The sequence below is a fragment of the Bacteroides eggerthii genome, assembly GCF_025146565.1.
In the GTDB taxonomy this organism is placed as follows: domain Bacteria; phylum Bacteroidota; class Bacteroidia; order Bacteroidales; family Bacteroidaceae; genus Bacteroides; species Bacteroides eggerthii.
Genome location: NZ_CP102258.1, coordinates 74,007 through 97,281, shown reverse-complemented (window position 1 = coordinate 97,281; position 23,275 = coordinate 74,007). Strand labels below are relative to the sequence as shown.

Here is a 23,275-nt window from a genome sequence, read left to right as displayed (position 1 = left end):
AAAATTAAAAAAACAAAATGGTTCAGTATGCTCTGATTGTTGCCGGTGGTAAAGGGTTACGCATGGGATGTGAACTTCCCAAGCAGTTTCTTCCGATAGGGGGGAAGCCTGTGCTGATGCGTACCATAGAAGCCTTTTATGCTTACAATGCGGAGATACGGATAATACTGGTGCTTCCGTATAGCCAGCAGGCCTACTGGAATGAGCTATGCAGGAAGCATCATTTTTTAATTCCTCATCATATTGCAAACGGTGGGGAAACACGCTTCCATTCGGTGAAGAACGGACTGGCATTTGTTACAACGCCGGGGTTGGTCGGGGTGCACGACGGCGTACGCCCTTTTGTGGCCCGGGAAGTTATAGCCCGTTGCTATTCGCTGGCTGCCGAAAAACAGGCGGTGGTTCCTGTGACAGATGTGGTGGAGACGGTGCGCCATTTGGTCGGGGAGGGAAGCGAGACGGTTAGCCGCGACGAATATAAACTGGTGCAGACTCCGCAGGTGTTTGATGCGGATTTGCTGAAACAGGCTTACGAACAGCCTTATACCTCGCACTTCACAGACGATGCTTCGGTTGTTGAAGCATTGGGCAAGTCTGTTTATCTGACAGAAGGTAACCGGGAAAATATTAAAATAACAACTCCTTTTGATTTAAAAATAGCTACCGCCCTTTTGGAATCATGTTCGATCTGACTACGCGTGACATAAAATATTTGTCGGGCGTCGGGCCGCAACGTGCTTCGGTGCTTAATAAGGAACTGGGCATCTTTTCCTTTCACGACCTGTTGTATTACTTCCCTTACAAATATGTGGACCGTAGCCGTATCTATTACATTCAGGAGATTGACGGGACGATGCCGTATATTCAGTTGAAAGGCGAGATACTGGGTTTTGAAACGGCGGGCGAAGGACGACAGAGAAGGTTGATAGCCCATTTCTCGGACGGAACGGGTGTGGTTGACCTGATTTGGTTTCAAGGCATCAAATATCTGATTGGGAAGTACAAGGTCCATCAGGAATATATCGTATTCGGCAAGCCTTCTGTCTTTAATGGCAGGATAAATATAGCTCATCCGGATATCGACCCGGCTTCCGAATTGAAACTGTCGGCTATGGGGCTGCAACCCTATTACAATACGACGGAGAAGATGAAGCGGAGTTCGCTCAATTCGCATGCCATAGAGAAGATGATGAAAAACATCGTTCGGCAGTTGGATGAACCTTTGCCCGAAACGCTTTCTCCCGCTTTGCTGGCAGAACACCACCTGATGCCTCTGACGGAGGCTTTGATGAATATCCATTTTCCGGTCAGTCCGGATGTACTGCGGAAAGCGGAGTACCGCCTGAAATTTGAAGAATTGTTTTATGTCCAGTTGAACATTCTGCGCTATGCCAAAGACAGACAACGCAAATATCGAGGGTATGTCTTTGAGAAAGTGGGTGATACGTTCAACGGTTTTTATTCCCGTAACCTTCCTTTTGAGTTGACGAATGCCCAAAAACGCGTCCTGAAGGAGATACGCCGGGATTTAGGTTCGGGCAGGCAGATGAACCGTCTGTTGCAGGGGGATGTAGGGAGTGGAAAAACATTGGTTGCCCTGATGAGCATGCTGATGGCACTTGATAACGGTTATCAGGCGTGCATGATGGCGCCTACCGAGATATTGGCGAATCAGCACTACGACACAATTCGTGAACTGCTGTATGGAATGGATGTGCGGGTTGAACTGCTGACCGGTTCGATAAAGGGAAAACGACGGGAAGCCATTCTTTCCGGTTTGCTGACGGGGGATGTACAGATACTTATCGGTACGCATGCGGTGATTGAAGATACGGTGAATTTTGCATCGTTGGGCTTGGTCGTGATCGACGAGCAGCATCGCTTTGGAGTGGCACAGCGCGCCCGCTTATGGGCAAAAAGCACGCAGCCGCCTCACATACTGGTGATGACGGCAACTCCCATACCGCGGACGCTGGCAATGACGCTCTATGGTGATTTGGATGTATCGGTAATTGATGAACTTCCGCCGGGAAGAAAGCCGATTGCTACTATTCATCAGTTTGACAGTCATCGTGTCAGCCTGTATCGTTCTGTGCGCAAACAGATTGAAGAAGGACGGCAGGTTTATATTGTCTATCCTTTGATCAAGGAGAGTGAGAAGATTGATCTTAAGAATTTGGAGGAAGGCTTCCTGCATATCTGTGAAGAGTTTCCCGATTGCAAGGTTTGTAAGGTGCATGGAAAAATGAAACCGGCGGAAAAGGATGCGCAGATGCAGTTGTTCGTCTCTGGTGAAGCACAGATAATGGTTGCTACTACGGTAATTGAAGTGGGCGTGAATGTGCCCAACGCTTCGGTGATGATAATAGAGAACGCCGAGCGTTTCGGTCTCTCCCAGCTCCACCAGCTCCGCGGTCGTGTGGGGCGTGGTGCGGAACAATCCTATTGTATTTTGGTCACCGGATATAAATTGGCGGAGGACACCCGCAAGCGTCTGGAAATAATGGTGCGTACGAATGACGGTTTTGAAATAGCCGAGGCGGATTTAAAGCTGCGTGGCCCTGGCGATTTGGAAGGGACGCAACAGAGCGGCATCGCTTTCGATTTGAAGATAGCGGATATAGCCCGCGACGGACAACTTTTGCAGTATGTACGTGGAGTTGCCGAAGCCATTGTGGATAAAGACCCGAATGGTGAGCTTCCCGAAAATGAAATATTGTGGCGGCAGTTGAAGGCTTTGAGGAAAACAAACATCAATTGGGCGGCCATTAGTTGAAAAACGGTTAAACATACGCTTTATTTGCGGTTTTATGTTGTTAAACATGTTTGCGGTGTAATATTCTTATTATTAATGGTTTGAAGAATGCTATTCTCCTTTTTTGATCCACCTGCTTCAAAAAAATAGTTAATGAGAAAGACGCCTTTTCGGAGAGAAATGTTACCTTTGGAAGAATTTTTGAAAATAATCTGGATATTCGCATAAGAATTAGGTGTGGTTGATGCGCCGGATATGCTCTACGGATATCAAAATGAATGACGAAACGGAATGAATTTTAATTGGATTAGAACGGCTTTATTAGCGGCAGCGGCAATGGTCAGCCTGAACTCTTTCTCTCAGGATCTGATTGCCCGTCAAGCTCCTGTTGATAGAAAACTCAAAAGTGTGGATTCATTGGCTTTGCAGAAACAGATTCGTGCGGAACAGGCTTTGTATCCGGGACTGGATTTGTATCCAAGCTGGAACAATGAATTGGTGCAGGCTTATGGCAACGCTATTGTGCCGGAAAGTTATACATTTGATTTGAAAAGTTTCTGTATGCCTACTGAACATACCCGTATCACTGATGTATTCGGTTACCGTCCTCGCAGAAGAAGAGCGCACTATGGCCTGGATATCAAGGTGTATGTAGGCGATACCATTCGCGCAGCTTTTGACGGCAAGGTGCGTATCGTCAAGAATCAGGGGCGCCGCGGATATGGAAAATATGTCGTTATTCGCCATGATAACGGTTTGGAAACAGTGTACGGACACTTGTCGAAACAGTTGGTTGATATAAACCAGTTGGTAAAGGCAGGAGAGCCGATTGCACTTGGAGGTAACACCGGACGTTCTACCGGTTCGCACCTGCATTTTGAAACCCGTTTCTTGGGAATTCCTATCAATCCTGCATTAATGTTCGATTTTGAAAAGCAAGATATTGTTGCCGACTCTTATACTTTCCGTAAGACAAAAGGTACTTCCGGTACGGCTCGCAGCATGGCATCGGGTGAAGGCTTGTTCTATAAAGTGAAGAGAGGTGATACTTTGTCTAAGATTGCAGCCCGTCAGGGGACGAGCATTGACAAGCTTTGCAAGCTGAACCGCATCACCCGGAAGACTATTCTTCGTCCGGGACAGGTGTTGCGTTGTTCATAAAAAACGAAAATACTCTCTAAACGTAAACAATCTCTATAAGGAGGGCACTTTAATATAATTTAGAGTGCCCTCTTTTCTTTTTTCTTTAATTATTCCTAACTTTGCGGTCTATTTGTAAGGATATGAAAGATACCAAGCAACAATTTGAGCATGTCATTGCTATTTGTCGTGATTTGTTCTTTAAGAAACTTCATGATTACGGTCCGGCATGGCGTATTCTTCGTCCGGCTTCCGTAACCGATCAGATATTTATTAAAGCCAATCGTATTCGGAGTATTGAAACTAAAGGGGTGACTTTGGTGGACGAAGGTATTCGTTCGGAGTTCATAGCCATTGTCAATTACGGTATTATCGGTTTGATACAGTTGGAATTGGGCTATGCCGAGGCGGCGGATATCACGAATGAAGAGGCAATGGCCTTGTATGATAAGTATGCAAAAGAGTCGCTGGAACTGATGCTTGCCAAAAACCATGATTATGATGAGGCTTGGCGTAGCATGCGTATCAGTTCGTATACGGACTTGATACTGATGAAGATTTATCGTACGAAGCAAATTGAGAGTCTGTCCGGTCAGACGTTGGTTTCGGAAGGTGTTGATGCCAATTATATGGACATGATTAATTATTCGGTCTTTGGTTTGATTAAGTTGGAGTTTGGAGACTGAGAGAAAACATATCATAAAGCTTGTCTGGGTCAATGCCTGCCGTTTTTTATTGGCTGCGCTGTTTATTTTCTCCGGATTTGTGAAGGCTGTCGATCCGCTCGGCTCTTTTTATAAGATTCAGGATTATCTGACGGCATTCGGTATGATTTCATGGTTTCCTACATACCTGCCGTTGCTTTTCGCCATAATTTTATCATCGGCAGAGTTTTGTGTAGGCGTTTTCCTCTTTTTTGGCGTACGCCGGAAGGTTGCATCTACATTGGCACTCTTTCTTATGGGAGTAATGACTCCGTTGACTCTTTACCTTGCTTTGGCAAATCCCGTATCCGACTGCGGATGCTTTGGCGATGCCTGGGTATTGACGAACTGGCAGACATTCGGGAAAAACATCATATTGCTGATTGCGGCTGTAATCGTATTCAAAGAGCGGAAACTCATTATCCGTTTTATCACTTTGAAAATGGAGTGGATGGTGTCTTTATATACCATATTGTTTGTCTTTGCACTCTCTTTTTATTGCTTGGAGTATTTGCCGGTGCTGGATTTCAGGCCCTATAAGATTGGCGTGAATATAAAAGCGGGTATGGAGATACCCGAAGGTGCGAAGCCGAGTGTTTTTGAAAGTCGTTTTGTCTTGGAAAAAGACGGCAGGCAGCAGGAATTCACATTGGATAATTATCCGGACAGCACGTGGACTTTTGTTGAAACGCGTACCGTATTGAAGGAAAAAGGCTATGAACCGCCCATTCACGACTTTTCCATGATAAGTTTGAGTACGGGAGAAGATATAACCGATAGTGTGTTGACGGATAAAGGATATACTTTCCTGTTGGTAGCTCATCGGACAGAGGAAGCGGATGACAGCAATATTGATTTGATCAATGAAATCTATGATTACAGCATAGAACATGGTTATGGCTTTTATGCACTGACCTCTTCGCCGGATGAGGAAATTGAAGCATGGCGTGACAGAACCGGTGCGGAATACCCATTCTGCCAGATGGATGATATTACGCTGAAGACGATTATACGTTCCAACCCCGGTTTGCTGCTGATAAAAGACGGCACAATTCTGAATAAATGGAGCGATAGCCAATTTCCCGATGAATATGTACTGAACGATAGTCTGGACAAGCTGGAATTGGGACAGCAAAAACAGGAAAACAATTTGCATACTATCGGTTACGTGTTATTATGGTTTATCGTACCTTTGATGCTGGTTCTCGGTGTAGATATTCTGGTAATCAAACGCAGGGAGAAAAAGAATAAGAGTGATTAATGATTTGTTGATAATGTGAGTTGCGCTATTATGCTGAGAGGCTGTGCAAATCACCAGTCATTAACCGCCAATAACTAAAAACATACATTAACCCTTTTAATAATTAAAACAAAATGAGAAAGAACATTGTTGCAGGAAACTGGAAAATGAACAAGACCCTTCAAGAGGGTATTGCTCTTGCAAAAGAACTGAATGAAGCGTTGGCTAACGAAAAGCCTAATTGTGATGTAGTTATCTGTACCCCGTTTATTCACCTTGCATCTGTTACTCCGCTGGTGGATGCCGCTAAGATCGGTGTAGGTGCAGAAAACTGTGCAGATAAGGAATCAGGTGCATATACCGGTGAGGTATCGGCAGCTATGGTTGCTTCAACCGGTGCCAAGTATGTAATCCTCGGCCACTCTGAACGTCGCGCTTATTACGGTGAAACAGTGGAAATCCTGGAAGAAAAGGTGAAACTGGCTTTGGCCAACGGACTGACTCCGATTTTCTGTATCGGTGAGGTTTTGGAAGAACGCGAAGCTAACAAGCAGAATGAAGTGGTTGCCGCCCAGTTGGCATCTGTATTCTCTTTGTCTGCTGAAGATTTTTCTAAGATTATCTTGGCATACGAACCGGTTTGGGCCATTGGCACCGGTAAGACTGCTACTCCGGCACAGGCACAGGAAATCCATGCATTCATCCGTTCTGCCGTTGAAGCAAAGTATGGTAAGGAAATCGCAGAAAACTGCTCTATCCTTTATGGTGGTAGCTGCAAGCCTTCCAATGCAAAGGAATTGTTTGCAAATCCTGATGTGGACGGTGGCCTGATTGGTGGTGCTGCTCTGAAAGTTGCCGACTTCAAGGGTATCATTGACGCGTTCAATTAATAAATAACAGAGAGTTGGAGGTTGTTGCATCCGATATGATGCAGCCAACTTCCAACTCTTGATGCTTAAACCTTGGTGTGGACCATTCGGTTCTCAGCTTCAAGGATTTAAAATCTGTTTTTTAAAACTGTATAAAGACACCCTTTTATGAAGAAACTTGGTTTGCTTTTAATTGCATGTTTTTCTTTTACCCTTGTATCCGTAGCGCAGAATAACATCGTAAAGAGTTTGGAGCGTAATGTACCGGGACAAGGCAAGGTATCCATTCATCAGGATGCCCGCATTGAAGCGCTGATAGGTTCAGAGTATATTCCTACCGGTTCGGAAGACCAGAAGGTGATTAAGAGTTCGGGTTATCGCGTACAGGTGTATGCCGGTAATAATACCCGTCAGGCCAAGAACGAAGCCTATTCGGTAGCTTCCGATATAAAAGAGCGTTTTCCTGATCTTCCCGTTTATACATCTTTCAATCCGCCCCGCTGGTTGTGTCGTGCGGGTGACTTCCGAAGCATTGAGGAAGCGGATGCCATGATGCGCCAGCTGCGTGCAACCGGTGTCTTTAAGGAAGTGTCAATTGTGAAAGACCAGATCAACATTCCTCTATAATTCATAACTCATAAATCATAAATCTTCGCATGTTAGGAAAAGAAGAAATCGTATCTCCTTCATTGGACGAACTGAAAGAACATTATCACCGTATATTGACTTTGTTGGGTGAAGACCCCGAACGCGAGGGCTTGCTGAAAACCCCGGAACGAGTGGCAAAAGCTATGCTGACGCTGACTAAGGGCTATTCCATGGATCCGCACGAAGTGCTCCGTTCCGCAAAATTCAAGGAAGATTATAATCAGATGGTGATTGTGAAAGACATTGATTTCTTTTCTCTCTGCGAACACCACATGCTGCCATTCTATGGAAAAGCGCACGTGGCCTATATTCCCAATGGCTATATTACCGGCTTAAGCAAGATTGCCCGCGTGGTGGATATTTTCTCTCACCGCCTGCAAGTGCAGGAACGCATGACGCTGCAGATAAAAGAATGTATTCAGGAAACACTGAATCCTTTGGGCGTGATGGTGGTGGTAGAGGCCAAACACATGTGCATGCAAATGCGCGGTGTGGAAAAACAGAATTCAATAACTACTACGTCCGACTTTACGGGAGCTTTCAATCAGGCTAAAACGCGCGAGGAGTTCATGAACCTTATCCGTCATAATTCATAATTGTCAGGGGAGCACCACCCGGTCTCCCAATCGTTTTGCCATAATTCTTTGCACTTCACGCATTTCGCTGTAACGCTTCATGATAGCATTGCATTTCTCTTCGTTGTTGGCTACGGCGGGGTCTTGCAAGGCGGACATCATGTGCTTCAACTCTTCGCTGACGATGGCATATTTGAAATTAATCATTAATGCCGGGACCAGTTCATAAAGACGTTCCTCGTCCGTTACTATCTTCTGGCTTTTTGAATGGTACTTGCTCAGTTGATAGCGGTTGCTGATGAGTTCCACACTTAGTTTGCTGATAGCTGCCTCAGGATGTGCCAGAAAATAGCGTTCGGCAGTGAAGCCCTCGTCATGTATATGGACGGCGGCTTCCGTCAGTATCTGGCGGTGCAGCGGGTTATGGAATGACAGTTCGTCCTCTTTCAGGTCGTTGATGACGTATTCAATCACACTGATAGGGACTTCCTGTCCCTCGTCATTGGTGGCGTTACACATAATCTTTTCACCATAGCGCACAATCATCTGGAGAATCAACCGTTCGTATTTATAGAACTCTTGCCCTTCTTTTCCCTCTTGCGGGATGAAGGAAATATAATTGTCTTCCGGTGGAAAAGGTGCATTCGTGTCATATCCGGCGGCTTCTCCGGTGGGTAATGCAGTTCCGTTTGTTGTTGTCGGGGTAGCGGGATTCGAACCTTCAACTTTTGGCGTATTGGGTGCACCCTCTGCCGACCTCACCGCATTTCTGCGCTCACGTTCTGTTTGTTCGGCGCGTTTTTCGGCTTGCATCTCACGCCGCTTGGCAACTTCCGAAACCAGCAGTTTGTCTTCTACGCGCAGCAGTTGGGCGCATTCTTTGATGTAAACGTCGCGTACAATCGCTTCGGGGATGACCGAGATGCTTTGTACAAGGTTGCCGATCAGTTCGGCGCGCTTGATGGGGTCTTTGCCGGCATCTTCCAGCAACAGGTTGGTTTTGAAACGGATAAAGTCGGTTTCATGTTCTTGTATGAACTGCTGGAACTCGGTAGAGTTGTGCTTGCGGGCAAAAGAGTCGGGGTCGTCACCGTCGGGCAGGAGACAGACTTTGATGTTCATGCCTTCTTCCAACAGCATGTCAATTCCCCGGATAGAAGCCTTGATACCGGCTGCATCACCATCGTAGAGCACAGTCATATTATTGGTGAAGCGATGAATCAGACGGATTTGTCCCGGTGTCAGTGCGGTGCCCGAAGAAGCCACTACATTTTCTATGCCGGACTGGTGCATGGATATAACGTCCGTATAACCTTCCACTAAGAAGCAACGGTCTTGCTTTACAATGGCTTGTTTGGCAAAGTAGATGCCATACAGCTCATTGCTCTTATGGTAGATTTCCGATTCGGGTGAGTTGACGTACTTTACTTTCACCCCTTTGGTGGCGCTGGCAAGCACACGACCTCCGAATGCCACTACCTTGCCCGACAGCGTGTGCACAGGGAAGATGACACGTCCCCAAAAGCGGTCGCGCAGGCGATGATCGTCCGTCTCGTAGCAAAGTCCGGTCTTGATGAGGAATTCTTTCTTATATCCTTTTTTCAGCGCCTCTTGCGCCATGGCATCGTGGCTTTCGGTGCAATAGCCCAGTTGGAATTTCTCGATGATGTCGTCGCGAAAACCGCGGTTGCGGAAGTAGGCCATACCGATGCTACGGCCGTCTACGTGGTTGCGCAGGATATCCTGGAAATAATCGCGGGCAAACTGATTGACAATGAAGAGGCTTTCGCGTTCGCCCTGAACCAGTTTTTCTTCGTTGGACAGTTCCCGTTCCTTGATTTCGATACCGTATTTTTTGGCAAGGTATTTCAAGGCTTCGGGATAGGACATCTGCTCGTGCTCCATGATGAAGTGTACGACATTGCCGCCTTTTCCGCAGGCGAAGCACTTGCACAATCCTTTGGCAGGCGATACGTAGAACGACGGTGTTTTGTCGTCATGGAACGGGCATAGACCTACATAGTTCACCCCGCGCTTTCGCAGGGTGACAAAGTCCGATACCACATCAACGATTTGTGCGGCATCAAGTATGCGGTCTATGGTGGCTTGGTCTATCATAATTCGAACACAAAGTTACCTATAAAAAATGAAGAACTAAAAAAAAATAGTTCTTCATTAAAGGGCTGTTTAAAATTAGCCCTGTATTGTCCTGAAGGAAAACCCCGGCAAGAGTGCTTATTTAATCTTTTCCCTGATTTTCGTCAGGTATTTCTTCATCCCTTCGGCATCCTTATTGGTGATAATCTCCAACAGCCGTTTCAGTTCCAGGCGGATGTTCTCCACCTGTCCGGGGGTGCGGGGATTGAACAGGATTTCCTGAAGCAGGTAGTCGTCCTCGCTCAGCAGACCTTTGGCGATGGCCATGTGCTTTTTGAAGGTTGTTCCCGGAGCTTCCTGATGTTTCATGACTGCTGCAAACACAAAGGTCGAAACGAAAGGAATGGACAGGGAGTATGCCACCGTCTCATCGTGTTCGTCGAAGGTGTACTCAAAGATATTGAGTTTCATGGTCTGGTATAGATCCTTAAAGAAGATTTTTCCCAGATGGTCTCCTTCGCTGATGATAATGGCATTTTCCGTATTCAGATTGCTCAGGCTGGCAAATGTGGGTCCGAACATGGGATGTGTCGAGACATAACGGAAACCGCTTTCTTCATAGAACTTCTTCAAGCTTGTCTTTACCGAAGCGATGTCGCTGATGATGCAGTCTTTGGGTAGCACAGGCAACACCTGGCGGAAGGCCTCAAGGGTGTATTTCACCGTAACGGCATTGATTACCAGCTCCGGTTCAAATTCCTTGATTTCCTCCAGCGTGGTGAAACGGTAGGTGTTGTAGACAAAACGCAACTGGTGCGGGTTGACGTCAAACACTGCCGTCTCGTGTTGAAAACTTAAAGTATCCGTAAAGAAAGAGCCCATTTTGCCGGCTCCGAGTATTAATATTCGCATAATTCAAAAATTAATCATCATTTGTTGATTATCTCCATTTGTTGTCTCACACTCTCTTCGTGTATTGCCTCGAAAACTTTCTTGATGAACTCCGGATCCATGCCGCAGAGTGCGCCTTGCGAACCGCGTTTTTCGAGGATTTCGTTGTAGCGTCCTGTTTGCAGAATCGTCATATCGTGTTCTTTCTTGTATGTGCCGATTTCGCGTGCCACACGCATCCTCTTGGCTAATTCCTGAATGAGGTTGTTGTCGCATTCGTCAATCTGCTTGCGCAATTCGCTGAGGTTTTCGGTGCTTTGCGTGTCCTTGCGTATCACGAGCAGGTTGAGGATGTAATCCAGCACATCCGGTGTGACTTGCTGGGCGGCATCGCTCCATGCGCAGTCCGGATTGCAGTGGCTCTCCACAATCAGCCCGTTGAATCCTAAGTCCATTGCCTGCTGGCAGAGGGGTGCAACCAGTTCGCGCTTTCCGCCGATGTGGCTTGGGTCGCAGATGATGGGCAGGTTGGGGATGCGGCGGCGCAATTCAATGGGGATGTGCCATTGGGGCAGGTTGCGGTAGAGCTTTTTGTCGTAGCTGCTGAAGCCGCGGTGAATGGCTCCCAGACGCTTCAGTCCGGCGTTGTTGATACGTTCCAAAGCGCCGATCCACAGTTCCAGGTCGGGATTTACAGGGTTCTTCACCAATACCGGAATGTCCACGCCTTTCAGGGCATCGGCTATTTCCTGTACGGCAAAGGGATTGGCGGTGGTGCGGGCACCCACCCAGAGTATGTCTATTCCGGCTTTCAGACATTCATATACGTGTTTGGCAGTGGCCACTTCGGTGGATACGTACATGCCTGTTTCCTTTTTCACTTCTTTGAGCCAGGACAAGCCTTCTACGCCGATGCCTTCGAAGCCGCCCGGTTTGGTGCGGGGTTTCCAGATTCCTGCGCGGAATATCTTCATTCCTTTAGCAGACAATTGCTTGGCTGTGTCCATTACTTGTTCTTCTGTCTCGGCACTGCATGGGCCGGCAATGACTAAGGGACGTTTCTCCTCGATGCCCGGCAATAAAATAGATTCTAATTGAAGTTCCATATTCTTGATTTGTTTAATTATATTCTTTCTGTATAAATGTTTCTCGGTCTTTCTTCTCCCAGTGAAGAGTCCTTCCTGAGCCCGGTTGCGGAATTTACTAAAACGGGACGGACGTTTTAGTAAATCTTTGCCGGAGTTTTAGTAAATCTCCGGGTCTGTTTTAGTAAAACGGATACCGCCTTTATCCGGACAGAGACCTTCTGTAAAGATATTACTTCATCTCCTTGATGCGCTTCAACGCTTCTGCCAGCTTGCCGTCCTTGCAGCAAAGCGAGATGCGGATGTATCTCCTGCCATTGCTGCCGAAGATGAATCCCGGAGTGATGAACACGCGGGCTTCATGCAATACGCGTTCGGTCAGTTCCTCTACATCGGCGTAGCTGTCGGGAATCTTTCCCCAAAGGAACATGCCCACTTGGTTTTCGTCGTAGGTGCATCCCAGCTCGTGCATAATCTCGCCTGCCAGCCGGCGGCGTCCGCGATAGTTCCTGTTGTTGCCTTCGTACCATTCTTCACCGGCTTCGAGGGCAGTGGCGGCGGCCAGTTGCATGGCGCGGAACATGCCGCTGTCTATGTTGCTCTTCACTTTCAGTATCCATTGGACGAAGTCGGCATTGGAGGCGAGCATGCCGATGCGCCAGCCCGGCATATTGTGGCTTTTGCTCATGGAGTTGAACTCGATGCAGCATTCCTTTGCGCCCGGCACACTGAGGATGCTGAGGGGGTGTTCGTTCAGGATGAAGCTGTACGGGTTGTCGTTGACGATGACAATGTCCTTGCGGCGTGCAAAGTCCACCAGTTTCCGGTAAAGTTCCGGCGTTGCGTTTGCTCCTGTGGGCATGTTGGGATAGTTGGTCCACATCAGTTTGACGCGGCTCATATCCATCTTCTCCAGTTCGTCGAAGTCGGGCATCCAGCCGTTTTCTTCTTTCAGGTTGTAGTTGATGACTTCGGCCCCCAATATTTTGCTCAATGACGTATAGGTGGGATAGCCGGGGTTGGGAACCAGCACCTGCTCGCCGGGGTTGACGAAAGCCAGTGTGACGTGCAGGATACCTTCTTTGGAACCGATGAGCGGCTGTATCTCCGTATTGGAGTCCAGCTCCACGCCGTACCATTTTCTGTACCAGCCGGCAAAGCTGCGGCGCAGTTCGGGAATGCCTACATAGGGCTGGTAGCCATGCCCGTCGGGGTTGCGTGCCGCATCGCAAAGTGTCTGTATCGTATTCTCCGAAGGCGGCATGTCGGGGCTGCCGATGCCCAGGCTGATGACATCCTTGCCTTCGGCGTTCATCCGGGCCACTTCTTTCAGTTTCTTGGAGAAGTAGTATTCGCTTACGCTTGCCAGCCGGTCGGCGGGCTTTATTTTAGATATTTGATTTTCCATCTTCATATTCTCCTAATATTTTAAGTTCTTTGGTCAGTGGGGTGATAGCCACGATGGACTGTTTATACTTCAGTACATTGTCGAAAACTACGTCTACGTAGAATTGGTATTCCCATTCGCGTCCGATGATGGGAAGTGATTGTATCTTTGTCAGGTTGATGCGGTAGAAAGACAGAATGGACAATACCTGCGAGAGGCTTCCTTCCGTATGCGGAAGTGTGAATACCATGCTTGCCTTGTTGACCTCTTTGTTGCGGTGGCGGTTCAACTCGTCCACTTGCCAGGGATCGGCCACAACCAGAAAGCGGGTGAAGTTGTGCTTGTTTGTTTCGATGCCTTCCTGCAACACTTTCATGCCATAGCGTTCGGCAGCGGCTTTGGAGCAGATGGCGGCATGTCCTCTCAGGTTCTCTTTTTTGATGATCTCCGCACTGAGGGCGGTGTCTTCGCCTTCCACCACTTTGATGTGGGGATGCTGTCCGAGGAACTCGCGGCATTGCATCAGGGCGATGGGGTGGGAGTTCACTTCCGTAATGTCGTCCCAGTCTTCTTCGGGCAGGCAAACGAAGCTGTGGGAGATGCGCAACTTGTATTCGCCCACAATCTGTGCACCGCTTTGGCGGAGCAGTTCGTTGTTGTGCAGCAAGCTGCCTGCAATCGTATTTTCGATTGCCAGCATACCTATGGTCTGGCTGTCTTTCTTGACAGCGGCAAACACATCTTCGAAGTTGGCGCAGCAGATCAGCTGTATTTCCTCTCCTTCGAAGTACTTGTGTGCGGCAATGTCGTGATACGAACCTAATGTTCCTTGAATGGCTACCTTTTTCATTCCTGACTATCTTTTTTCTTGGTTTATGCTATAAAAAAATCCCGCTTCCATACAATGGAGCGGGATTCTATATATTACTTAGTTCTCTATTCAGTCCTTAAGCATCACTGTCACTTGATACATACAAACTCCCGCTCTACTTTCTGGCTAAAGTAAAAGTAAAAAAAGAAGTAATATGCATAAGTAAATGATTTCATTCTTGCTTTTCGTTTTGAATTACGCGACAAAAGTAACACTTTTCTTTTATATGCAAATAAAAAACGATGTTTTTTTTGATATTTGCGTCAATTTATAGAAAACTTCCCTATAACCCTAATATATTTGTCGTATTATTGCCGGGTTGGTTGGCATATTGTCCGTTGAATTCTTGTATGTCTTTGGGATTCAGCTCCAGCCCGCGTTTCATGTCTGCCACAGAACCTTCTTTGTCACCGTTCAGCAGCTTGGCCCGGCCGCGCTCATGGTAGGCTTGGGCAAAGTTGGGGTTCAGTTCGATGGCTTCGTCAAACAGTTCGATGGCTTCGGTCAGCTTTTTCTGGCTGATGTACAGTTGCCCCAGATAGAGGAACGCCTGTTCGTTGAAGGGGTTCAGCTCTGTGATATGGAGATAGTCGGCTTCCGCTTCGCCCTCGGTGCCGGTTGCTTCTTTTATTTTTCCGCGGAGCAGTATGGCGCTTTCGTCGTCCGGGTCTTGGGCGAGTATGGCGTCGATGTCTTCCATCGCTTCTTTGTATTGGTGCATCTTCGTCAGGGCTTCGGCACGCAGAAGACGGGCTTCGGTAAAGTCGTCTTTCAGCACGATGGCTTTTGTGAGATGGGCGATGCACATGATGCCGTTGTTTTGCCCGTTGCCGGCTTTGCCCAGCAGATAGTGCGCCATGGCGTTGCCTTCTTCAATGGCAATGGCTTTTTGGGCGGCTTCTGCCATGGCAGTGTAGTCTTCTTGCATGTAGCAGACATTGGCAAGGGTCAGTAGGGTGGAGGTGTGTTCCGGTTCTATCCGGATCATGCGCTCCAGCAGTTGGTGCGCTTCGTCCAGCTCGTTGGACTGGATATACACCTGTGCGAGATACCCCATTGTCTCAAAGTCCTCTTGCAGCGCCAGGGCTTCGGTGAAGCACTTTATGGCATAGTCGGCGCGTCCCATGCGTTGGGCGCGCATACCGTCGTACTTGAATATCTCGAAGTTTTTCTGATTATTTTTTTGTTTTTCCTCTTCCGGGTTTGCCGGTTTGCCGGAGAAAAAAGATTTAAAGAATCCCATGGTTGTGATGTTGTTTTAGTTATGTTGTTTAATCGTTTGACAGAATTGATGTGTCGTCAATGCACCGTACAAAAATAATGATTTATTTTTTGATTTGCAGTATTCCGTCGACGACAATAATTTTCCCTTCATCCAAGAGCCGGTGTAATGCTTCGGTCAAAAGCTCTTTTTCTATCGGAAGCTGTTCGAGCAGTCCGGCGGGAGTTTGCGGGGCGCCGGACAGTATCTCATGGATCTTTTCATAAAGTTCTTCTCTGTCCGGTTGGCAGGTTGCCGTTTGTTTACGTAAACCGATGCAGGTGTCGCATAGCCCGCAGTTGTGTTCGTTTTTCTCTCCGAAGTAGTCCAGCAGCATGCGGCTGCGGCATAGGGTGTCGTTGGTCACATACTCCAGCATGGCGTTGATGCGTGTTTCATAACGGGCTTTCCGTTCTTCATAGATTTCCGGGGAGATGTGGATGAGTTGTGCTTCTATCCGTTCGCGCGTGTATATTATATAAGGTGTCTTTTTGCGGGGAATGTAGCTCACGATGCGCAGTTTGGCGAGGTGAACCAGCTGTTCGTAGATTTGCCGGCGGGTGAGCCCTGTGCGTATGGCAAGTGAATCTTCGTTGATGTAGGTGTAGTCTGTGAATACGCCTGTGTAGGAACGGAGGACGGTTTGGATGAGCTTGTCCATGTCATCACCCATTTCGCGCAGCCTGTAAAGTTCGTCCCGTTGTATGGTGAAGAGGAGGCGCGAGGTGTTGTCCTGTTCGCCGGTATATTCCAGGTATCCTGCTTGCGTCAGGATTTTCAGTGCGCTGTCCACCGGGACGGGAAAATACTTGAATTTGCGGCAGAAGTCTTCGATGTTGAATTCGCGTACGCAGTCCAAGCCGTCTCCCATTGCCATTTGGTAGTAGTATTGAAGGTGCTCGTACACGTCTTTGATATATTCTTTTTCAGGAAATGTATCCGGTATGCGCTTGTGCAGCGTGGTCTTGTCTGCCTTGGCATATAAAATGACGGCATAGGCTTTTTGTCCGTCGCGCCCTGCCCTCCCGGCTTCCTGAAAGTAGGCTTCTATGGAATCGGGCAAGTCCATGTGGATGACGATGCGCACGTCCGGCTTGTCTATTCCCATGCCGAAAGCGTTGGTGGCCACCATGACGCGGCTCCCGCCGGATTGCCAGCGGTGCTGGCGGATGTCTTTGGTGGCATCGTCCAGTCCGGCATGGTAGAAGTCGGCTGTTATGTCTTCGTTGTTCAGCAGTTCGGTGATTTCTTTGGTACGTCGTCGGTTGCGCACGTACACGATGGCACTGCCGGGCATGCTGCGCAGGATGTGTAGCAGTTCGCCGGTCTTGTTGTCGGTCTTGCGGACAATGTAGGCAAGGTTGCTCCGTTCAAAGCTCATGCGGAAAACGTTCTCCCGGCGGAAATGCAGGCGGGCCTGGATGTCTTTCACTACTTCCGGGGTGGCGGTGGCGGTCAGGGCCAGAACGGGGACGTCCGGCAGCAATTCACGTATTTCTGCGATTTTCAGGTAGGCGGGACGAAAGTCATATCCCCATTGTGAGATGCAGTGGCTTTCGTCTACCGTAATCATGCTGACCTTCATCTTCCGGAGTTTGGTGCGGAAGATCTCCGTATCCAACCGTTCGGGGGAGATGTAGAGGAATTTGTAGTTGCCGAAGATGCAGTTCTCCAGGGTGGTGATGATGTCTTGCCGGCTCATGCCGGAATAGATGGAGAGTGCTTTGATTCCCCGCTTTCTCAGATTCTGGACCTGGTCTTTCATTAGGGCTATCAGGGGGGTGATGACGAGGCACAGACCGTCTTTGGCAAGTGCCGGAACCTGAAAGGTTATGGACTTTCCGCCGCCGGTAGGCATCAGTCCCAATGTGTCTTTGTTCTCGCTGATGCTGTTGATGATCTCCTCTTGGATGCCCCGGAAGCTGTCATATCCCCAGTACTGCTTCAAGAGTTGGGCGTTGAGTGTTGAAAGCTGGGAGTTGTCGGATTGAGCGGGCATGATTGTAAAGTTGAAAAATGAAGAGGATGTGCCAGTTCGGATTTCCGGCACATCCTTTCACGCTTAGTTAGGTTTTATATCTTCAATCTGCAACTGCACTTCTCCACGTTTGTGGGTGTTTTCTTCAATGGTATAGCAAATGTCGAACGAACGCTTGGTCTTGATGTAGCGGACGTGGGAGCTTTGCCCGAAGGCAATGCCGTTCATGACGTTGTTCGATTTGTTATCCACCAATTCCAGTTTGATGTGCTCCTGGTCGCGTCCCACCACTTTGCTGGTTCCGTAGTCGTAGACATTATGGGTGCAGAACACAGGTTTGGTATTGTCGGGGCCGAACGGGTTGAACTTCTTCAGGTCGTTACAGAATTTCGGGGTGATGTCCCGGAAATCAATCTCGGCATTGATGTCGATTACGGCGCTGGTCTGCTCCGGCAGGATGTGCCGGGACACGAACTCTTCAAAACGTTGGGTGAAAGCGGGAACATTTTCCACTTTCATGGACAATCCGGCTGCATAGGTGTGACCGCCGAAGTTTTCCAGTAAATCCCGGCAGTATTCAATGGCTTTGTACACATCGAACCCGGAGACAGAGCGTGCCGAACCGGTTGCCATGTCGTCGGTGCGCGTCAGCACTACGGCGGGACGGTAATATACCTCCGTAAGACGGGAAGCGACGATACCGATGACTCCTTTGTGCCAGTCTTCGTTGTACAGGACGATGGAACGGCGGTCGGCAAGCCCTTCCAGTCCGGCAACAATCTGGTTGGCCTCTTCGGTCATGGTTTTGTCGAGATCTTTGCGGGTTTCGTTATACTGGTTGATTTGTCCTGCCTTTTCCAAAGCAAGCAAGAAGTCTTTCTCCGTCAGCAGGTCTACTGCTTCCTTGCCGTTTTGGATGCGTCCCGAAGCGTTGATTCGCGGACCTATCTTGAATACGATGTCGCTGACGGTAATCTCTTTTTCCGCCAGCCCGCATACGTCGATAATGGCTTTCAACCCCACGCTCGGATTGCTGTTGAGTTGCTTCAAGCCATGATAGGCAAGGATGCGGTTCTCTCCCATAATCGGTACAATGTCCGAGGCTATGCTGACTGCAACCAGGTCTAATAAAGGTATCAGATGATGAAACTCGATGCCGTTGCTGATGGCGAATGCCTGCATGAATTTAAAACCTACTCCGCAACCTGAGAGGTGCTCGTAGGGATAGGTGTTGTCTTCGCGCTTGGCGTTCAGTATGGCTACGGCGGGAGGGAGAACTTCATCGGGCACGTGGTGGTCGCAGATGATGAAATCAATGCCTTTTTCTTTGGCGTATGCTATTTCGTCTACGGCTTTGATGCCGCAGTCCAGCACTATAATCAGGCCTACACCGGTTTCGGTGGCATAGTCCACGCCTTTGGTCGAAACTCCATACCCTTCATTGTAGCGGTCGGGTATGTAATAGTCTATATTAGAATAGAACTGTTGAATGAACTTGTAGACCAGCGCTACGGCAGTAGTTCCGTCCACATCGTAATCTCCATAAACCAGAATACGCTCTTTCTTTCCCATTGCCTTGTTCAGGCGTTCTACGGCCACGTCCATATCCTTCATGAGGAACGGGTCGTACAAATCCGGTAGTTGCGGGCGGAAAAACTTCTTGGCAGCAGCAGCTGTCGTTATTCCCCGTTCCACCAGCAATTCCCCAAGTATCGGGCTAATCCCTAATTCTTGGGCCAGTCGTTGGCTTGCTTCTGTCTGTTCGGATGTAATGGGTAAATAATTCCATTTGTGAGTCATTTTATATATTATTTTTTCTTTTTCTATCGCAAAATGCCGGAGAATGAAAGGGGATTTTCGCTATCCGCTTGCTATATGCTATTTCTCCAACAAGCTGTAAAGGTATGAAAAACTCTTGAAATCGGCGTGAATTATATAGAAAATATTCTTAACGATGTGTATTCTCTCCCAAAAACCTTTTATTTTTGTATTGTCTAAGAGCCTGTCTGAACTTTTCTCCAAACTTGCTTTCAAGATAATGCCGGATGAAATCCCAACAGGTTCTGAAGTAAATAAATATGCCTATGCTCACTTTTATCTCTTGTGCCAAAACCATGGCATCGCGTTGCTCTTTGGATGTACCCGAAATGACGGTTCCGCATTTTGAGGCGGAAGCTGTGCGGAATGTGTTGGAAATGTCGCAGATGCCTGTTGCGGAACTGGAAAAAATCTTGAGGGTGAACGCAAAGATTGCAGCGGAAAACAGACTGCGTTTTCATGACTTCTGCTCGGAAGACAATCGTCCCATGCCGGCAATCGGCGCGTATACGGGGGCTGTCTTCAAACGTATTTTGCCGAAAGATTTTACTGCCGATGATTTTCGTTATGCGCAGGAACATCTCCGTATAACTTCTTTTCTTTATGGTTTGCTTCGTCCGTTGGACGGTATCAAGCCTTATCGTCTGGAGGGTGATGTGTGTCTGCCCGAAAAAGGGGGAGTGTCCATGTTCGATTATTGGAAACCGCTGTTGACAGACTGTTTCATTGCGGAAATCAAGCGTCAGGGAGGTGTGCTGGTGAATCTGGCAAGTGGCGAGATGAAAGATTTGTTTGATTGGAAACGGGTGGAAAAGGAAGTGCGGGTTGTCACTCCTGAGTTCCGGATTTGGAAAGATGGTGGGCTGAAGACCGTTGTCATTTATGCAAAGATGTGCCGGGGAGAAATGGTGCGCTATATAATTAAAGAGCGTGTGGATTCTCCCGAAGGTTTGAGGGGCTTTTCATGGGAAGGCTTTGCTTTCGATGAAAAACGCAGTACGGACGATCATTTGCTGTTTACGCCGGGATAAGATTCCGCTGTTATGATTTTTTGCGCAAATCTCGCCCTTCGTATTTGCAGATAGCCTCAATCCATTCTTCCGTCAGCGGTTTGGATTCGTGTTTGCTAAGGTCGTAAGTCACCATGACGGAGGTGCAGGTGCATTTCACTTCCTGCGTCTCTGTATCAATAACGCGTTGCGCAAGATTGAAACTCTTTGTGCCGATCTTAGTCACAGCAGTCTGTACGGCAATGTGGTCGGAACCGTAAATCTGTGCAAGAAAATCAGCTTCTATATGGACTACGACAATTCCGTCTTTCTGCCAATCGACGTGCGGGCATACGGAAGCAAAATATTCTGTCTTGCCTAAATCGTAGAAAGAGAAGTAAACGGTATTGTTGACATGACCGAATTTGTCGACGTCGTTAAAGCGCAGTTGTATGGGTAATGTGTGGTTAAATTTAATCTCTTCTTCCATTGTTTTCTCTTAAACCTTGTTTGTCATATCTGTTGTGCAAAAGGCAAAGTTTGCCGTTTGCGAAAATAGAAATAATCAATGTCTTAAAAAGACGACAAAAGCATATTGCTAATTTTGAGCAAAGATAGAGCTTTTTTGTGAGTAATTATATCTGTGGGAACCAAAAAATATTAGCTGCTTGGGCTTTTGTCATTTGTGCGTGCGGATAAAGGTTTGTCTATACCGCTCTCCTTTCTATGAAATGGGAAAGAAGCGTTTATTTGCCGGTTTTTAAGTATATTTAGTGAATGATGTAACAACGGGAAATAAATGTGTAACATGATCCTTAAACCGATAAGGGGTAATGCCGTACATTTGCGACATAATATTTACATACTTATTAATTATCATGAAAAACAAATCGGTAATATTGCTTTTATTTTTGGCTATATGCGGACTCACGGAGGCAAAAGCAGTAGCTAATGACGAGGGGGCAAACACCTCTAATTTCATTTACCGGGGAACGGGCAATCCGTATCTGCCGTTGTGGGAACATCTGCCTGATGGCGAGCCGCGCGTTTTTGAAGATCCCGATAATCCGGGAAAATACCGCGCTTATATCATCGGTTCGCATGATGTCCGCTTTAAGAGCTATTGCGGGGCTGATATAAGAATGTGGTCGGCACCTGTGGAGGACTTGTCCGCTTGGCGTGACGAAGGACCGATTTTTACGTATCAGATAGGCGGGAAGTGGGATGTAATGTATGCACCCGATCTTGTTGAGGTGAGAAGAAAAGACGGTAAGAAGGAATATTATCTGTATCCTCATAGCCGCGGCAGACACCGGGAAGCGATGGTCGCTAAGGGAGAGCGTCCCGACGGACCTTTCACTCCTATCAACCTGACAGCCGACGGAACGAAGACTTTGCCCGGAAGTATCATGGGTTTTGACCCTTCTGTTTACATTGAATATGTTACGGATCCGGATGATCCTGACTATGAAATCGGTTTTAGGGCATACGGCTACTGGGGATTCCAACGTTCGTTGGCAGCGCAGTTGGACCAAAAGACAATGTATTCCGTACGTCCCGGCACTGATGTCATTCCATATTTTATGCCGGCAGGCCGCAGAAACGGAATGGTGCGCGATTCGATTTCATATCCGCACATTTATCCGGGGGAAGATCTTGGAGCGTTTAACTTCTTTGAGGCTTCTTCCATCCGTAAGATCGGGAATAAGTATGTCACGATTTACAGCGGATATTCCGGACGCGAATATGGACTGGGCATGACCAACTCCACTTTGCGCTATGCCTATGGCGATTCACCGTTGGGCCCCTGGAAAAGCGGGGGAGTATTGGTGGATTCACGCGCACCGGTGCTGAATCAGGACGGCACCCATTTGGAAACAAGCAATGCCGCTCATAATACCCATGGCAGTATAGAGCAGATCAACGGACAGTGGTATGTGTTTTATCACCGCCCACCCCGGGGATTCGGAAATGCACGCCAGGCAATGGTGGCTCCGATCCATGTGGAATGGGATGAAAAGGCTGTGTCGGAAGGAGGAAAAGTCTCTATCAAGGGGTATGACCCGTATGCAAAAGATGGCATTTGGACAGCTAAGGATGCGCAGGGAAACGAATATAAGGGTGCAGAAGTCACTTCGGAAGGATTCCATATTTTCGGCCTTGATCCTTATCAATATTATTCGGCAGGATTTGCATGTTATCTTTCCGATGTAGCTCTTCAGCAAGATGCATGGGATATTTGGAATAACCATGCATCCATCACAAATGTAAAGAATGGTAATATAATAGGATACAAATATTTCGGGTTCGGCGGCTTGGATAAAGATAAGTTGGGCTTGAAAGCGTTTAAGGGGACTCAAAAAGGGAATAAGACCGCATTTAATCTTTTCCTCACACCGAAAACATCAAAAGCGTTCAAGGTTAACGTATGGTTGGATGGCCCATGGAGCAATGCGGTTTGGAAAGGAACAAAAATAGGTGAGATAAGCGTTCCGGGTAATTCGGCACAGGAGATAACCCGGTTTACGGTTGATGTATCTAAGTTCGTCGACCACCTGGATAAGAAACATGCCATTTTCCTTGTTGCCGAAGGCGAAGGGGGAGAAGAACTTTTTGATCTGATCGGTTTAGGGTTTAGCTCAAAAAAGAAAGATATAGCCCGTCCGGTTGTTCCCGAAGTGAACATAGCTGTTAATGGGAAACAGATTGAGTTGCCGGCAACTCCCGTACGTTCTACTGAAAGCAACGGTGTTTTGGGATATGACCTGTACGAAACGGTTTATGAACTTCCGTCAAATGCAGCCGGCTTGCCGAAAGTGTCGGCTACAGCAACGGATAAGAGTGTGAAAACAACGATTACACAGGCCGATTCGAACTCAAAGACAGCTGTTGTGAAATTTGATTATAAGGGTTTGGTGAAAACCTATAAGATTAAATTTAACGCCTCCATGCCGTAAAGCTCGTTGA

19 protein-coding genes are annotated in these 23,275 nt (G+C 47.7%); 10 read left to right on the top strand and 9 right to left on the bottom strand.

Translation table 11 applies throughout. The features are described 5' to 3' along the window. Positions 1 to 17: 17 nt before the first annotated feature. The 8 genes from NQ546_RS00375 to folE all read left to right on the top strand — a co-directional run bounded on the left by NQ546_RS00375 (position 18) and on the right by folE (position 7,952). Positions 18 to 692: a 2-C-methyl-D-erythritol 4-phosphate cytidylyltransferase gene (locus NQ546_RS00375; protein WP_004288376.1), complete on the top strand. Its 675-nt coding sequence runs from the start codon at positions 18 to 20 to the stop codon at positions 690 to 692. Next, the gene (gene recG, locus NQ546_RS00370) at positions 680 to 2,776 is read left to right on the top strand and encodes an ATP-dependent DNA helicase RecG (RefSeq protein WP_004288377.1); all 2,097 of its coding nucleotides are present in this window, start codon (positions 680 to 682) and stop codon (positions 2,774 to 2,776) included. Before NQ546_RS00375 ends, recG begins: the two co-directional genes overlap by 13 nt. 270 nt (positions 2,777 to 3,046) lie before the next feature. Continuing rightward, a complete protein-coding gene (locus NQ546_RS00365; RefSeq protein WP_004288378.1) occupies positions 3,047 to 3,916 on the top strand; it encodes a M23 family metallopeptidase in 870 nt (289 codons plus the stop codon). Between the two features lie 122 nt (positions 3,917 to 4,038). Next, complete coding sequence (locus NQ546_RS00360) at positions 4,039 to 4,581, top strand: DUF1599 domain-containing protein (RefSeq protein WP_004288379.1); 543 nt, start codon at positions 4,039 to 4,041, stop codon at positions 4,579 to 4,581. After that, positions 4,571 to 5,860 (top strand): BT_3928 family protein, encoded by a 1,290-nt coding sequence (locus NQ546_RS00355; protein ID WP_004288380.1) that lies wholly within the window; start codon positions 4,571 to 4,573, stop codon positions 5,858 to 5,860. The genes NQ546_RS00360 and NQ546_RS00355 overlap by 11 nt, the downstream gene beginning before the upstream one ends. Before the next feature lie 113 nt (positions 5,861 to 5,973). Continuing rightward, entirely contained in the window at positions 5,974 to 6,729 is a 756-nt protein-coding gene (gene tpiA, locus NQ546_RS00350) for a triose-phosphate isomerase (protein WP_004288381.1), read from the top strand. A gap of 147 nt (positions 6,730 to 6,876) precedes the next feature. Then, entirely contained in the window at positions 6,877 to 7,335 is a 459-nt protein-coding gene (locus tag NQ546_RS00345) for an SPOR domain-containing protein (protein WP_004288382.1), read from the top strand. A gap of 29 nt (positions 7,336 to 7,364) precedes the next feature. Continuing rightward, complete coding sequence (gene folE / locus NQ546_RS00340) at positions 7,365 to 7,952, top strand: GTP cyclohydrolase I FolE (RefSeq protein WP_004288383.1); 588 nt, start codon at positions 7,365 to 7,367, stop codon at positions 7,950 to 7,952. Between the two features lie 3 nt (positions 7,953 to 7,955). Here the strand turns inward: folE and dnaG are convergent, their stop codons facing one another. The 8 genes from dnaG to recJ form a co-directional block, all read right to left on the bottom strand. After that, the gene (gene dnaG, locus NQ546_RS00335; RefSeq protein ID WP_004288384.1) at positions 7,956 to 10,049 is read right to left on the bottom strand and encodes a DNA primase; all 2,094 of its coding nucleotides are present in this window, start codon (positions 10,047 to 10,049) and stop codon (positions 7,956 to 7,958) included. A 117-nt stretch (positions 10,050 to 10,166) separates the two neighbouring features. Further along, positions 10,167 to 10,940, bottom strand: coding sequence for a prephenate dehydrogenase (locus tag NQ546_RS00330; protein WP_004288385.1), 774 nt, complete (start codon positions 10,938 to 10,940; stop codon positions 10,167 to 10,169). A 17-nt stretch (positions 10,941 to 10,957) separates the two neighbouring features. Beyond that, positions 10,958 to 12,025 (bottom strand): bifunctional 3-deoxy-7-phosphoheptulonate synthase/chorismate mutase type II, encoded by a 1,068-nt coding sequence (locus NQ546_RS00325; protein WP_004288386.1) that lies wholly within the window; start codon positions 12,023 to 12,025, stop codon positions 10,958 to 10,960. Positions 12,026 to 12,236: 211 nt separating this feature from the next. Beyond that, positions 12,237 to 13,418: a pyridoxal phosphate-dependent aminotransferase gene (locus NQ546_RS00320; protein WP_004288387.1), complete on the bottom strand. Its 1,182-nt coding sequence runs from the start codon at positions 13,416 to 13,418 to the stop codon at positions 12,237 to 12,239. Further along, entirely contained in the window at positions 13,393 to 14,241 is an 849-nt protein-coding gene (locus NQ546_RS00315; protein WP_004288388.1) for a prephenate dehydratase, read from the bottom strand. The genes NQ546_RS00320 and NQ546_RS00315 overlap by 26 nt, the downstream gene beginning before the upstream one ends. A 304-nt stretch (positions 14,242 to 14,545) precedes the next feature. Beyond that, entirely contained in the window at positions 14,546 to 15,505 is a 960-nt protein-coding gene (locus tag NQ546_RS00310; RefSeq protein ID WP_004288390.1) for a tetratricopeptide repeat protein, read from the bottom strand. An 82-nt stretch (positions 15,506 to 15,587) separates the two neighbouring features. Beyond that, complete coding sequence (locus NQ546_RS00305; RefSeq protein ID WP_004288391.1) at positions 15,588 to 17,522, bottom strand: RecQ family ATP-dependent DNA helicase; 1,935 nt, start codon at positions 17,520 to 17,522, stop codon at positions 15,588 to 15,590. Between the two features lie 63 nt (positions 17,523 to 17,585). Beyond that, positions 17,586 to 19,301 carry a single-stranded-DNA-specific exonuclease RecJ gene (gene recJ, locus NQ546_RS00300; protein WP_004288392.1) on the bottom strand — a complete coding sequence of 572 codons (1,716 nt, stop codon included), beginning with the start codon at positions 19,299 to 19,301 and terminating at the stop codon, positions 17,586 to 17,588. Positions 19,302 to 19,585: 284 nt separating this feature from the next. Between recJ and yaaA the strand changes: the two genes are divergently transcribed. Beyond that, positions 19,586 to 20,350 carry a peroxide stress protein YaaA gene (yaaA, locus tag NQ546_RS00295; protein ID WP_081446740.1) on the top strand — a complete coding sequence of 255 codons (765 nt, stop codon included), beginning with the start codon at positions 19,586 to 19,588 and terminating at the stop codon, positions 20,348 to 20,350. A gap of 10 nt (positions 20,351 to 20,360) precedes the next feature. Here the strand turns inward: yaaA and NQ546_RS00290 are convergent, their stop codons facing one another. After that, positions 20,361 to 20,798, bottom strand: coding sequence for an acyl-CoA thioesterase (locus tag NQ546_RS00290; RefSeq protein WP_004288395.1), 438 nt, complete (start codon positions 20,796 to 20,798; stop codon positions 20,361 to 20,363). Between the two features lie 388 nt (positions 20,799 to 21,186). Here NQ546_RS00290 and NQ546_RS00285 point away from each other — a divergent pair, with 388 nt between their 5' ends. Continuing rightward, the gene (locus tag NQ546_RS00285; protein WP_004288396.1) at positions 21,187 to 23,265 is read left to right on the top strand and encodes a hypothetical protein; all 2,079 of its coding nucleotides are present in this window, start codon (positions 21,187 to 21,189) and stop codon (positions 23,263 to 23,265) included. The last annotated feature ends 10 nt before the right edge of the window (positions 23,266 to 23,275 follow it).

What these genes read in the sequence shown, in the direction of transcription:
- NQ546_RS00375 (WP_004288376.1), top strand. Translation starts at nt 18, where the DNA reads ATGGTTCAGTATGCTCTGATTGTTGCCGGTGGTAAAGGGTTACGCATG.
- recG (WP_004288377.1), top strand. Translation starts at nt 680, where the DNA reads ATGTTCGATCTGACTACGCGTGACATAAAATATTTGTCGGGCGTCGGG.
- NQ546_RS00365 (WP_004288378.1), top strand. Translation starts at nt 3,047, where the DNA reads ATGAATTTTAATTGGATTAGAACGGCTTTATTAGCGGCAGCGGCAATG.
- NQ546_RS00360 (WP_004288379.1), top strand. Translation starts at nt 4,039, where the DNA reads ATGAAAGATACCAAGCAACAATTTGAGCATGTCATTGCTATTTGTCGT.
- tpiA (WP_004288381.1), top strand. Translation starts at nt 5,974, where the DNA reads ATGAGAAAGAACATTGTTGCAGGAAACTGGAAAATGAACAAGACCCTT.
- NQ546_RS00345 (WP_004288382.1), top strand. Translation starts at nt 6,877, where the DNA reads ATGAAGAAACTTGGTTTGCTTTTAATTGCATGTTTTTCTTTTACCCTT.
- folE (WP_004288383.1), top strand. Translation starts at nt 7,365, where the DNA reads ATGTTAGGAAAAGAAGAAATCGTATCTCCTTCATTGGACGAACTGAAA.
- dnaG (WP_004288384.1), bottom strand. Translation starts at nt 10,049, where the DNA reads ATGATAGACCAAGCCACCATAGACCGCATACTTGATGCCGCACAAATC.
- NQ546_RS00330 (WP_004288385.1), bottom strand. Translation starts at nt 10,940, where the DNA reads ATGCGAATATTAATACTCGGAGCCGGCAAAATGGGCTCTTTCTTTACG.
- NQ546_RS00325 (WP_004288386.1), bottom strand. Translation starts at nt 12,025, where the DNA reads ATGGAACTTCAATTAGAATCTATTTTATTGCCGGGCATCGAGGAGAAA.
- NQ546_RS00320 (WP_004288387.1), bottom strand. Translation starts at nt 13,418, where the DNA reads ATGAAGATGGAAAATCAAATATCTAAAATAAAGCCCGCCGACCGGCTG.
- NQ546_RS00315 (WP_004288388.1), bottom strand. Translation starts at nt 14,241, where the DNA reads ATGAAAAAGGTAGCCATTCAAGGAACATTAGGTTCGTATCACGACATT.
- NQ546_RS00310 (WP_004288390.1), bottom strand. Translation starts at nt 15,505, where the DNA reads ATGGGATTCTTTAAATCTTTTTTCTCCGGCAAACCGGCAAACCCGGAA.
- NQ546_RS00305 (WP_004288391.1), bottom strand. Translation starts at nt 17,522, where the DNA reads ATGCCCGCTCAATCCGACAACTCCCAGCTTTCAACACTCAACGCCCAA.
- recJ (WP_004288392.1), bottom strand. Translation starts at nt 19,301, where the DNA reads ATGACTCACAAATGGAATTATTTACCCATTACATCCGAACAGACAGAA.
- yaaA (WP_081446740.1), top strand. Translation starts at nt 19,586, where the DNA reads ATGCTCACTTTTATCTCTTGTGCCAAAACCATGGCATCGCGTTGCTCT.
- NQ546_RS00290 (WP_004288395.1), bottom strand. Translation starts at nt 20,798, where the DNA reads ATGGAAGAAGAGATTAAATTTAACCACACATTACCCATACAACTGCGC.
- NQ546_RS00285 (WP_004288396.1), top strand. Translation starts at nt 21,187, where the DNA reads ATGAAAAACAAATCGGTAATATTGCTTTTATTTTTGGCTATATGCGGA.